The 12,467-nt window shown below is 35.6% G+C and carries 6 protein-coding genes and 6 pseudogenes; 4 read left to right on the top strand and 8 right to left on the bottom strand.

The features are described 5' to 3' along the window. On the bottom strand, positions 1 to 619 hold a 619-nt coding region (locus AB1279_RS24230), incomplete at its 3' end, for an alpha/beta hydrolase (protein ID WP_429761571.1). Between the two features lie 202 nt (positions 620 to 821). Between AB1279_RS24230 and AB1279_RS24225 the strand changes: the two genes are divergently transcribed. Both AB1279_RS24225 and AB1279_RS24220 read left to right on the top strand, forming a co-directional pair. Further along, positions 822 to 1,250 carry a hypothetical protein gene (locus AB1279_RS24225; RefSeq protein WP_429761569.1) on the top strand — a complete coding sequence of 143 codons (429 nt, stop codon included), beginning with the start codon at positions 822 to 824 and terminating at the stop codon, positions 1,248 to 1,250. Positions 1,251 to 1,347: 97 nt separating this feature from the next. Further along, a pseudogene (locus AB1279_RS24220) lies at positions 1,348 to 2,117 on the top strand (transporter). Between the two features lie 643 nt (positions 2,118 to 2,760). On the opposite strand, the pseudogene AB1279_RS24215 reads toward AB1279_RS24220, so the two are convergent. Both AB1279_RS24215 and AB1279_RS24210 read right to left on the bottom strand, forming a co-directional pair. Beyond that, a pseudogene (locus AB1279_RS24215) lies at positions 2,761 to 3,118 on the bottom strand (DUF4871 domain-containing protein); the annotation flags it as partial. A gap of 158 nt (positions 3,119 to 3,276) precedes the next feature. Beyond that, positions 3,277 to 4,215: a DMT family transporter gene (locus tag AB1279_RS24210; RefSeq protein WP_429760836.1), complete on the bottom strand. Its 939-nt coding sequence runs from the start codon at positions 4,213 to 4,215 to the stop codon at positions 3,277 to 3,279. Positions 4,216 to 4,344: 129 nt separating this feature from the next. On the opposite strand from AB1279_RS24210, the pseudogene AB1279_RS24205 reads away from it, so the two are divergent. Together AB1279_RS24205 and AB1279_RS24200 are read left to right on the top strand one after the other, a co-directional pair. Further along, positions 4,345 to 5,743 (top strand): annotated as a pseudogene (locus AB1279_RS24205) (PLP-dependent aminotransferase family protein). 238 nt (positions 5,744 to 5,981) lie between these two features. Beyond that, entirely contained in the window at positions 5,982 to 6,500 is a 519-nt protein-coding gene (locus tag AB1279_RS24200) for a hypothetical protein (protein WP_429760833.1), read from the top strand. A gap of 76 nt (positions 6,501 to 6,576) precedes the next feature. Here the strand turns inward: AB1279_RS24200 and AB1279_RS24195 are convergent, their stop codons facing one another. The 5 genes and pseudogenes from AB1279_RS24195 to fdhD form a co-directional block, all read right to left on the bottom strand. Then, the gene (locus AB1279_RS24195; RefSeq protein ID WP_429752365.1) at positions 6,577 to 7,092 is read right to left on the bottom strand and encodes an N-acetyltransferase family protein; all 516 of its coding nucleotides are present in this window, start codon (positions 7,090 to 7,092) and stop codon (positions 6,577 to 6,579) included. Positions 7,093 to 7,219: 127 nt separating this feature from the next. Next, positions 7,220 to 8,595, bottom strand: a pseudogene (locus AB1279_RS24190) (ATP-binding protein). Between the two features lie 288 nt (positions 8,596 to 8,883). Beyond that, positions 8,884 to 9,554: pseudogene (locus AB1279_RS24185) on the bottom strand (response regulator transcription factor). An 815-nt stretch (positions 9,555 to 10,369) separates the two neighbouring features. Continuing rightward, positions 10,370 to 10,876: an N-acetyltransferase family protein gene (locus AB1279_RS24180; protein ID WP_429752359.1), complete on the bottom strand. Its 507-nt coding sequence runs from the start codon at positions 10,874 to 10,876 to the stop codon at positions 10,370 to 10,372. Between the two features lie 258 nt (positions 10,877 to 11,134). Beyond that, positions 11,135 to 11,936 (bottom strand): annotated as a pseudogene (gene fdhD, locus AB1279_RS24175) (formate dehydrogenase accessory sulfurtransferase FdhD). Positions 11,937 to 12,467 lie beyond the last annotated feature (531 nt).

Below are 12,467 nucleotides of genomic sequence, written 5' to 3'. Positions count from 1 at the left end.
GTTTTTCTATTACCCTTGATAAAGCTAAAATTGAATTTGTTGTTTCAAATTCTTCAACATCTAAGGAATGGTTTGCATTTTGGACAACATCAATCTTTAAATTTGATTTACTTAATTGGTCAATTTGATTTGAATTGTAATGATGATCTTTATCCCCGATAACTAAAAGCCCTTGATGTTCACTATTCAAGATGGAATCAAAAATTGAATCAGACTGTAACAGTGGAGTAAGTAAAATCATTTTTGACTTTAAGAATTCATCTCTCTTCATTAAGTCATTCGCAATTGGAATTGTTCCGAGTGATTTTCCTAAAAAAATTGAATTGTTGTATTGCCCATTTTTAAAAACATCTAAAATCACAGGATTAATGTCATCCATCATTATTTTGGTTAGTTCTTCAATCGTTTTTTTCATTGTTTGCTCATCATAGGAGTAATGGATATGGACAATATCGATGTTGTTTTGGCGCATTACCATCGTCGAATAATAAAACAAGGGTTTGTCGTAATTGTAACCTGAACCTGAAAACATAAAGCAAATCGTTTTGGAACCCATTTCTATATGTGTATAACGAATCGTTTTGTCGTTTACTTGTATTTCCTTTTTATTTCCTTTCATCATTTTCCCCTCCGAAACTTTTATAATATCATAACATAAATTACCAATTTATTTATTGGAAATAGATTATATCCTTACCTGTTAGTTTTATACAAGACTGTCTTTTTTAAGGAAAAGTTAAGGAATCCTTTTCATAATAAATATAGACATAATGACGAATTACAAATGAGAAATGATGAAAAAGGAGAGTGAAGAGTGGAAAATGAAAAGAATGAGAAAACTCCATTTTTGGATTGGGTTAATTGCTTCGGTATTTATTTTTATTCAATCTGTAACAGGGATATATATGTATTTTAATGAAAAAGGCCACGGTGAAAGAATAGGAGGAGCTGCTAATTTTAAAGAACGAGGATTTGGTGGAAATGGTGCTATAGGGAATGGACAAAATGGACAAGGAATGCAAGCTGGGAATTCCAATTTTAATCAAAGAGATGCAGCGACAAATGGACAATTTTTTCAAGATAGAAATAATGGGGGATTCAATTCTCTATCAAAATTAGTTAAGGAACTGCATACAGGAGTAATTGGACTAATTGGTGCGATTATTATGCTTATTTTAACTGGAACTGGACTATGTATATCTTTTGTCATGTTGCGAGCAAGATGGAGAGTAAGGCGTCAAAAGACATAACGGCTTAAGGAACAGTCATGATGAAGGGAGGAAGTGAAAGGTGGTTAGAAAAAAGACGTTTGGTTTACTGGTTGTTGGAGTATTAAGTCTCAGTGTAATGGGTGGAGCTTCTGCTTGTTCAAATAAGGAAGCAAATCAAGGGAAATTATCTCAACCTAGTAGTGCACAAGTAAATGGTGAGACTGTACATGCTGCATATACAGAAGATAAAGCACAGAATTTAGGAATTTCCACAGAAGGAAAAGAGCTACTTACACTTGAGAAGGAAATTCATGAAACGGAAGTAGAAAAAGAAGCAAATCAGCTGGGAATTTCTACAGAAGGAAAAGATGCTGGAACACTTTCTGAAGAAATATATGAAGCGAAGGTCAAAAAAGAAGCAGAAAAACTTGGAATACCAGTAGGGGAAAAGCAATTGTAGATTTAATAGCGGAAATTAATAAAATTAAAATAAAAAGTGAAGCAGAAAAATTAGGAGTTTCTACAGAAGGGAAAGAGACTGGTGCGATAGCTGAAGAGCTTTATGGCACAAAAGTAAAAAACGAAGCAAAGCAACTTGGTATTTCGGAAAAGGGAAAAAGTATGGAAGCGTTAGCGAAAGAAATATATGAAACGAAAATTCAAACAGAAGCAAAAAACCTTCATATTGATTTGTACGGAAAAGATATTTATCAAGTGTTACAAGAAATTAATGATCAAAAGGCTTTGCAAGTGGCAAAAGAACTTGGGATAGATGTGACGGATAAGGATACAGAGCAGCTTACAGAGGAAATTGGAAAACAACAGCCAGACCGAGTGCAAGAACTTCACTTTTCACCTTGGATACAAACAGATGCAGATGCATTTTACTATTATTTAACATCCTAAAAAGAAGTTTTATAACGTATGCTGGCTTTTCGAAAAAAGAGATAAGGGATCGAAACAATGAAACCTTATCTCTTTTTATTTGATTGTATGAGTGATATTCATTATTTGTTTAACTCCATTGCAATAGTTTTACCATTCACTAAAACTAAGACTACCGCTACTACAACTTCCATTATTTTTTTCATCTCTTATCTCTCCTTGTTTTTGGTTTTATTTCTTACTCTTAGTATAAATGGGAGGAAGAGATGGAACCATTGAATTAGATGACGTGAGAATTACAGTTTTGTAAGGAAAATGCTATGATCTGTCCCGCTATTCGCGGGCAGTAAGACCCCACCTCAAGATGCAGAGAAGATCGTTGTTAGAATCTCTGGTCGTTTCGCTCCCTCGGACGAGGCAAAAAGCGCCTCTCTGCCTTGAGCTCCAATGTCCTGTGATTCTGGGCGAGCCGCTTCCGCTTTTCTATAGAAGTTAGGTGGGGGAATAACTGCCAGTAAAAGCCCGATTGGTTCAACTAACCATAAGTGGGGATGAAAAAACTCCCCACTTATGGAAGTTTCACTTTATCACTTTCTTCTACATGTACAACAATCTGTCCATACAACATTTCTCCGATGTATACATTTAATAGCCATAAACCAGAAGAAGGGAGTGACATACTAGAGGGAATACTCGTGATATCTTTTGTAATCTCTTGCGGTGCCGTCCATATATTACCTGTTACTTTATCTTGAGAAAAGACAGGAACTGGTTTTGTTGAGCCTTGTTTTATTGCAATGACGTTAGCTTTCCAGAGGGGATATTTGGACCCAGAAAGAACCACATATATTATTTGGTTGATTAGCAATCCAAGTAGTATCTACAAGTGCGACCTTATTTTCTATACCTTTTAGAGATATTTTATCATGCTGAAATGATGGACTTTCCTCCCAATTGACATCTTTAAGAATGCTGAGGTGAAAGAAAGAGGGAATGTTATTTTGTGGTTGTGTCGTTTCCATTATTTTTTTTGAATCTACTGTAATCGTACAGCCAGTGATGAGAGAGGAGAGAAGTAGCACGGTTCCAAGTTTTTTCATTTTGCCACGCTCCTATGCATATTTGTATTTTAATTGTATTGGACAAAAGAAAGAACAATTCCTGTAAAAGAAAAGAGAGGCTACGCGGACAGCGTTTCCCCTTTTCTTACATGTGTTCTGTTGCTAGATTTTTCTGGCATTGTTAAAAAGACAACTGCGACAATAATGAAAATACCACCTAATAATTGATAGGCTCCAAATGATTCATTTAACCAGATAATTGAAACAATAGCTGCTACGAGTGGTTCAATACTTGATAAAATACTTGTTTCTGTTGCAGATAAATATTTTAGACTACCAATATAGAGAAAGAAAGAAAGTGTTCCACTTATAATTACGAGAATAAGCATAGAAAATGTGCTCATTGTTAATGTATTTGCTACATGACGGAAATGGAATTCTTGATTATATAGAAATAAAGAAATTCCTCCAAGTAACATCCCCCAACCGACAATTACTGATGTTCCCCATTGTTTAATAAGAGAAGCGGGATGGAGTGTGTAAAAAGCAAAGCCGACTGCTGTTAAAATACCAAATAATATCGCTTGTTTAGAGAGAACAATATTTTCAATTGAACCGTTAGTAATAAGAAAATACGTACCTGTCAGTGCAGCGACGATTGCTATAACCTGCATAAAGGAAGGAAGTTTTTTATGCTGCATTGTAACATAAATAGTAATAAGAACTGGACCGAGAAATTGAAATAGTGTCGCGGTTACAGCATTACTTATATGCACTGTTTCAATAAATGCATACTGAGCACCAAGCATGCCAACAATCGCAAAAATTAGTAGTTGAATCCAATGACTTGGATACTTCCAAATCCCAAATATATTTTGTTTTGTAAGTAGTAAGAAGCATAAAATAAACATGCCTGCTAATAGTAGGCGTATGACTAAAAAATCAGTAGATGATAGTTCAGTATGGTTAAATAGCCATTGAATCATAGGACCAGATAATCCCCATAATGTTGCTCCACTAATAATCATCATCAGACCGAGATGTCGAGGTGATTTCATGATGTATCCTCCTTTGATATGAAAGTTCTTGATTTATTAAAACAGAAATGATAAGCATGAAAGTATTATATATAACTTCTGATACTGTAAAAAGTGTCAGTTTTTTATAAAATAAAGGGGTCAGTTTGTATGTTAGAATTAACACCGAAATTTGATATTCATAGTAAAGAGCCATTATATGTACAACTATATAATTACATAAAAGAGGAAATGAAATCTGGAAATGTCCCACCTCATACGAAATTACCATCGAAGCGTAAATTAGCTCACTATTTGCAAATTAGCCAAAATACAATTGAAGCTGCATATGGTCAGCTTGTTGCAGAAGGTTACATAGAGGCGATTTCACGTAAAGGATATTTCGTATGTGAAATGGAGCAAAATGTATTGCATGTACAACAAAAAATGCAACATGTAAAAGAAATGCTTTATGATGAACGAGACTATGTATTTGACTTTACGCATACAGGTGTTGATGCTCAGTCATTTCCATTTGCCCTATATCGTAAATTGACGAATGAAGTGCTGCAGATTGAGAATGAAAAAGTACTACTGCTTGGGCATCCGCAAGGGGAACTTGGATTGCGAAAAGAAATTGCAAAATATCTGTACGAATCGCGAGGTGTCCATTGTTCACCAAGTCAAATTATTATTGGAGCAGGAACACAATATTTAATAAGAATGCTATTTCAATTGTTAAAGGAAAGTACATTTGCGGTAGAAAATCCAGGATACCATCGAAAAATTGTTACGTATGAAAAAGGGATAGAGCATGTGGAACTGCTTCCCCTTGATAAAGATGGAATTATACTTTCGCATTTAGAAGAAAGCGATGCAAATGTCGTGTTTGTTACGCCGTCCCATCAATTTCCGTGCGGGATGATTATGCCGATTTCAAGGCGAATGCAGCTCTTACATTGGGCAGAGAAAGAGGAAGGGCGTTATATTGTAGAAGATGATTATGATAGTGAATTTCGCTATTCTGGTAAACCAATTCCAGCTCTCCAGGGACTGGATAAAAAACGGAAAGGTTATTTATATGAGTACTTTTTCGAAAGCGCTGCTACCATCGTTACGTATCAGTTATATGGTGCTCCCAAAAGCGCTAGTTGAAGTATATCAACAAGACTATTTCTTTTATACGCAGACTGTATCGCGAATTGATCAAGAAATTGTGAAACGCTTTCTCGAAGGTGGACATTGGGAAAAGCATATTCATAAAATGAGAGTTGTGTATCGAAAGAAAAGAGATACATTAGTTTCAGCAATTTCAACACATTTTCCGAAATATGTTGAAATAATTGGACAAGATTCAGGACTGCATATATTATTACGCACAAATAATGGCATGACAGAACAAGAACTTATTGAACGAGCGGCAGTATATAGTATTAAGGTATATCAGGTTTCTATGTACTATGATGAGATGAACGCTGATAATAAAACAATCTTGCTTGGTTTTGCGATTTTATCTGAGGAAGAAATTGAGGAAGCTGTTCAATTGTTGGCAAAAGCATGGTTTAACTGAGGAGTTTAACGATTTTTTTTAGGAAGGCTACATATAATCCTTCTCCTGAATGAAACTTATTCACAAGTCTACTTCTTTATCTCATATTAATGGAGCGTAATCCCTCTATCGAAGGAAGTTCTACTCTATGTAAAAGTGGCTACATCCACATATACATAATGGTGGAAGAACAATCATAGGTTAGGAAAAGAAGAGGAAAAGCTTGCAGCATAGATATTGAGATGGGAGGGAATGGCTAGTGGAGGATGCTTATAGGGAGATATTTTGGAGAATAGTCCTTGCAGCTATTTGCGGCTGTGTTGGAGGAATTGTAAACATTGTAGTAAATGGGAATTATATTAAAAGTCGAATGATACTCTCAGATCAAAGTGGAATTGAAAGTCGATATGTGTTTGGAACAATTAAAGAGCCTATTGCAGGTATATTTAGTGCAATTTTAGTAACACTACCGATGGATGTAACGAAAGAGCACTATTTATTCATACAAACAGCTTTAATTGCAGGTTTTGGGAGTAGCACATTTCTGAAAAGTTATGTGCAAAAATCAATGGTAATAGAAGCTCAAAAGAGTAGTGATATTATTAAGAAATATGAAGGGAAACTTGCTTCATTAGAAATAAATTTAGAAGATGAGGCTAAAGAAAAACTTAAAAATTTACAAATGCAAGTAAAAACGGCTGTTAGTCCATCAGAAATTCGGTTTTATAATAAACAAATTGAAGGGATATTAAAAGGAGCAACTCATTTTACTTCATAAATTGAGTTCAGTGTTTGTAAAAACAAAAAAGTTTCTATAATTATAAAGAAAAAGGGACTCTTGCAAGTTCCTTTTTCTATGCGTTTTCTTCATGTAAAAATAAAACCATATGCTCTTCGTCCCAATATTGATCGTTATATTTTAATGAACGTTCTTGTACGCCAAATGTTTTAAAGCCTAATGATTCATAGAGTTTTTTTGCACCTTCATTGCCAACGACAACATCAAGCATCAGTTGTTCTACTTCTAATTCTTTTGCTTTTTCAATGGCTGCTTGCATAAGTGCTCTACCAGCACCGAGTCCACGCGCTTTTGGAGAAACATAAACAGCACCGATTTTTGCTTTATGTTCCTGCTTTAAAAATGATTTCGTTTCCAGAGTTGCAGCACCGATTAATTCGCCATCTTTAAAAGCGCCAAGTGTATAATTTTCATTTTGAGATAATACTTCTGCTTTATATTCAACAGGATCTTCTTTGTTAAGAATATCTTCGTAAGCGGAGCTGAAGGCTTCTGGGTTTTGCTTTAATCCTTCAACGCGAAGTTCTAAATAAATTTCTGCATCCTTTTTTGTCAATACACGAATTTCCAATCATATCACCTTCTAAATCTTTGGTAGTTGTATATACATATTATATTAAAGTAATAATAATTTCAAAAATATACTATTTATGGTTAATGTTATTGGTTGAAAATTATTTACTAAAATAATAAAAATGTTATTGAATTGGTAATTCTATCGTAAATACAGTTCCAGCTCCAACTTCACTTGTTACATGTATAGAACCACCGTGTAATTCTACGATTTCTTTTGCAACAGCTAAGCCAATACCTTTTCCACCAGTTGCTCGTGTTCGGGATTTATCGACCCGATAGAAGCGCTCAAAAATATGCGGTAAGTCTTCACTTGGAATTCCCTCTCCTTCATCTTGCACATGTATAAGAAAAGTATGCTCCTTTTTTAATACTTGTACTGTAATTTGAGAATCTTCGTGAGAATGTTGGTGTGCATTATGGAGTAAATTCAGCATGACTTGCTCCATGCGGCGTTCGTCTATGCAGACAGATAAATCTTCAGGGCAATATAAAGAGATGTCCATTTTCTTTTTTTGAAGAGATGGTTTTATTTTTTCAACCATACGCTCTACAAATGGTAGCAGTGAAATGGGCTGCTTTTTTATAGCAAATTGGTGTTGTTCAAGCTGTGCAAGTTCAAATAAATCTTGTACGAGTTCGGTAATATTTTCTGTTTCTTCTTCAATGATTTGTAAATATTCTTCCCGTTCTTCTTTCGATAAAGACTCTCTTTTGCAACTTTTGTATATCCTTTTACATATGTGAGCGGGGTTAATAATTCATGTGCGACACTTGCGAGAAATTCGTTTCGTTCCTTTTTCATATAGGTTAGCTCACTAGAAAGCTGTTCAATTGTTCCTGCTAAACTTCCTAATTCGTCCTTACTCTTAATACCTAATGTAATCGGTTCATTTTGCTTCATCATTTTTTCGGTTGCTCGCTTCATTTTGATAAGTGGATTTGTAATAACTCTTGAAAATAAAAACACTAAAATTGTTGTGAGAGCCACTGTCAATGCACCGACGGTAACGAACTGTTTCGTTAAGCGATAAATCATTTCTTTTATAGAAGCAGTTGCTAAAAACATATGGACATAGCCAACCACTACCCCATATTTTGTAATAGGACTGACTGTTGAAATATATTTTGACGCTTTCCAGCGATCTTCTGTTATCATTCCATCTCTAGGAATATACGTAATCTTTTTTACAAGTTGTTTGTGCATGTCTTCTGTAATGGGATCAGAAGAAGATAAAATATTACCCGCTGCATTTGTTATGACGAGTTTCGTATGAGAAGGGGAGTTAGATTCCATCATCGTTGCGCGTTCAACGGCTCGTTCGCTATAGCGTTTTTCAATAATATCACGATACCAATTTCCCTTTGCTAATAAGGATGTAGTTTCTTCATTTACACGCATTTGCGCCAGTGTTGTATGAAAGGATACAAATAATACGGATTCAATGCAAAGAGATAATAATAAAAAGTATGTACCAAGCTTTATAGAAAGTTTATTCATTATGATTCACAACCTTTTTCCTGTACTAACAGGCAGTAAGACTCCCGCCGCAAAGTTCTGAAGAAACAACGAAATTCGGTAGAAGAAAAACTGCTGGCATATGCCCGATTGGTGAGGGCTAACCATCGGAGAAAGGCATTCCGATGGAAGTTTCACTTTACCCCGCTCTAACAGTCGGTAAGATGCTTAGCTACGAGGTAATACCAAACCGACTGTAAGAGCCCGATTGGTTCAACTAATCTTTTGGAGAAGAGCGTTCCAAAAGGAAGTTTCACTTTATCTTTACGATTAGTTACCTTTCCATTTGTAACCGATTTTATAAACAGTTTCTAGATAATCTTCAATAGGGAATCCTACTTTTCGAAGCTTTTCGCGTATATTACGAATGTGAGAATCAACGGTACGATATTCAATATCTGTTTGAAATCCCCATATTTTTTCGATAAGTTCATCACGGCTATAAGCACGGTTTATATTTTGCAAAAAGAGTCCAAGTAATGAAAATTCAATTGGTGTAAGAGCGAGCTTTTCATTATAGACAGTCACGGTATGCCTCGTTTTATCCCAGTCAATTCCGTTAAAGCTTACGAACCCTTCCTTTTTCGTACGACGCAGTACAGCTTCAATACGAGCAATTAATACTTGCTCATCAAACGGTTTTGTAATATAGTCATCAGCACCTAAGGTGAGACCTTTTACCATGTCATAATTTTGATTACGTGCAGTTAGCATAATAATGGGTACGTTACTTATTTGCCGAATTTGAAAGCAAGTTTCCCAGCCGTCCATTTTTGGCATCATCACGTCTAATAGATAAGATCAAATTCTTTTTGTTGAACGAGTTCAAGTGCTTCTTGTCCTGAAGTTGCCTTCATGCAAAAATGCCCGCGCGGACTTAAAAATAAATCTAATAAGCGCAGCATACGTTCTTCATCATCTACTAATAATAGTTTTGCCATAACGATGTACACCTCAAATTTCCAGTATTTATCCCGCTATTAACGGGCAGTAAGCCCCTCACTTCAAGATTCAAAGAGGAACAAGGAAGCTAGGTGGGGGATAACTGCCCGTAAAAGCCCGATTGGTGAGGGCTGACCTGTTGGAGAAGAGCGCTCCAACAGGAAGTTTCACTTTATCCCGCTATTCGCGGGCGGTAGGTCCCCACTTCAAGATTGAGAGAGAATCGTTGTCCAGCTCTAGCGGCTAGAATCCCCGGTCGTTTCGTCCCCTCGGGCGAGCCGCTTCCGCTTTTCTACAGAAGATAGGTAAAGTTAAGTCCTCATTGCTAGAAGTTTCCCTTATATATTTTACATGAACTTTATAAAAAAACACTGTTCATATTATAAAGAAAAGGACAATTGCCATAAAAAATGCACTACTTTTGCAAATCTTTCTTTTATAATTGGGAATGTAGCAGCACAAAAAATACCCTATGTTGCGACATAACGTCTTGTCATTTTGTTTTTCAAAATGGCAAATTCCATTCTATTGTGTAAGTGAGATAGAGAAAATTTTTCGTATTCACCTCGCATCGGATAAGAAAAATTTCTATCTCACCTTTTTTTGTTAATAAAGGGAATTTAAATAATGAACATAAAGAAGGATTCCTAAAAAATAGAAACGAAATGCAGCTATAGCCTGTATTACGGTAACGATGATAATGAACTGAGCCAATTGGGCTCTTATAGATGAGTTTGTATTAAAACCCGCCTGGACGGGATAAAAATAAGAAGCCTCGCACAATGTGCGGGGCTTTTTTAGTGGTCTTCTATGACTAAGTATTTAAAAATAAAACCATATGCTCTTCATCCCAATATTGTCCGTTATATTTTAAACCGCGTTCTTCTACGCCATATGTTTGGAAACCGAGTGATTCGTATAGTTTCTTTGCCGGTTCATTTCCGACAACAACATCAAGCATGATTTGTTCTATATTTAACCTTGGTGCATTTTCAATGATTGTTTCAATTAATGCTCTTCCAGCACCAAGACCACGTGCCTTCGGAGAAACATACACAGAGCCAATTTTTGCTTTATGCTCTTGTTTAATAAATGGTTTAATTTCAAGTGTAGCGATGCCGATTAATTCATCGTCTTTAAAAGCACCTATTGTAAATTTTTCAGGATTGTCTAATCGTTTCGCCATTGCAGCAACAGGATTTTCTTGTTTCATAACATCTTCATAAGAGGAACTAAATGCTTCAGGATTTTGAGTTAACCCTTCTACGCAAAGCTGTAAATATATACTTGCATCTTCTTTTGTTAAGACACGAATGTTCATACAAGCAACCTCCTAATGGTTTTATGTAATGAAATTATATATTAACTTTATTAATTATTCAATAGCTATATATGTTACGTTTTTATAACTAAAAAGGTTCCTCATGTGAGAAACCTTTTTAATTTTTTATATGGAAGCTTCACTTTACCCCGCTCTAACAGTCGGTAAGGCGCTTAGTTGCGAAGTAATACCAAACCGTCTGTAAGAGCCCGATTGGGTCAACTAACCTTTTGAAGAAGAGCGCTTCAAAAGGAAGTATCACTTTATAAACCCTTCGATTCGCTGTGGATGTGTGTAAATATTACAAGAATCACCGCGAATAAAGCCAACGACAGTAATTCCTAAATCTTGAGCAAGCTCTAAAGCTAATTTTGTCGGGGCTGATTTCGATAGGACAATTTCACAGCCGATTTTTGCTACCTTGAGTAAAATTTCCGATGATATGCGGCCGCTAAAGGCAATTACTTTTCCATGTATTGAAATGTTATTACGTAAGCAATGACCGTAAATTTTGTCCAAAGCATTGTGGCGCCCAATGTCCATTCGGGAAATAAGAATTTGTGTTGCATCACATAACGCAGTGTTATGTACACCGCCTGTTTGCTTGAAAGTAGTAGAGGGACTCTTGTAAATCTTTCATTAAGCGAAAGCAATCTTCTGGCTTGAGAGTAATATGAATATCGTGCATTGTTTTTGCTTTTGCAGCATCATTGACAAATACAAAGCCTTGTCTGCTTTTCCCGCAGCAAGATGTAACATAACGTTTGTTATAACAAGTTTGATATAGTGGATTTGTTTGCGATGTTGTTACATGCGCAAATCCTTTTTCTTTTTGGATCCATAATTGTTCAATGTGTTCATAGGAAGGAATGATCCCTTCTGATACTAAGAAGCCAACGACCATATCTTCAATATGATCAGGTGTACAGACAATCGTTACATATTCTTCACCATTTAGTTTAATTGTAAGTGGATATTCTGTTACAATTTCATCATCTTTTTGATGAAATGTACCATTTCGGTACTGAATCATTGGATATGTACCTTGAACAGACTCCATATAAATTCCCCTTTATCAATTATTCTCCCATTTTCATCCCGCTATTTTAGGGCAGTAAGACCCCCACCTCAAGATTGAGAGAAAAGCGAAGAAGACAGGTGGGGGATAACTGCCCGTAAAAGCCCGATTGGTGAGGGCTGACCTTTTGGAGAAGAGCGCTCCAAAAGGAAGTTTCACTTTATCATAAAACAATAGAAAAGGAAACGCATTCGTTTTGTATTTTTGCTACATTTCTTGGTGATTATTTGTGTTCTACGATATAATAGAATAGTAGTAATATACATCGATTGTAAGCTTATTTTATACATCAAGAATCTAACTCTAAGAACTGCTTTCTATTTTGAAAAATAGTGTATAGCAACATTGTTTTGAAAACGTATTCAAAATGTGTTTAAAACATGTTGTACAGTTGGTTGTAAGGAGAGGGGAAAGATGTCAGAACACACAATTCGTGTAACTGTTGATGGCGTAGAGTATATTTCATCTGGTAAGAAAACGATCTTGCAGTTATTAAACGAAAGAAAGCTTGAA

This window comes from Bacillus sp. S14(2024) (assembly GCF_050473785.1).
GTDB classification, from domain to species: Bacteria; Bacillota; Bacilli; order Bacillales; family Bacillaceae_G; genus Bacillus_A; species Bacillus_A yunxiaonensis.
Note: the sequence above shows the minus strand (reverse complement) of the source record. Positions and strands in the feature narration are given on the sequence as shown.

What these genes read in the sequence shown, in the direction of transcription:
- AB1279_RS24225 (WP_429761569.1), top strand. Translation starts at nt 822, where the DNA reads ATGAAAAGAATGAGAAAACTCCATTTTTGGATTGGGTTAATTGCTTCG.
- AB1279_RS24210 (WP_429760836.1), bottom strand. Translation starts at nt 4,215, where the DNA reads ATGAAATCACCTCGACATCTCGGTCTGATGATGATTATTAGTGGAGCA.
- AB1279_RS24180 (WP_429752359.1), bottom strand. Translation starts at nt 10,876, where the DNA reads ATGAACATTCGTGTCTTAACAAAAGAAGATGCAAGTATATATTTACAG.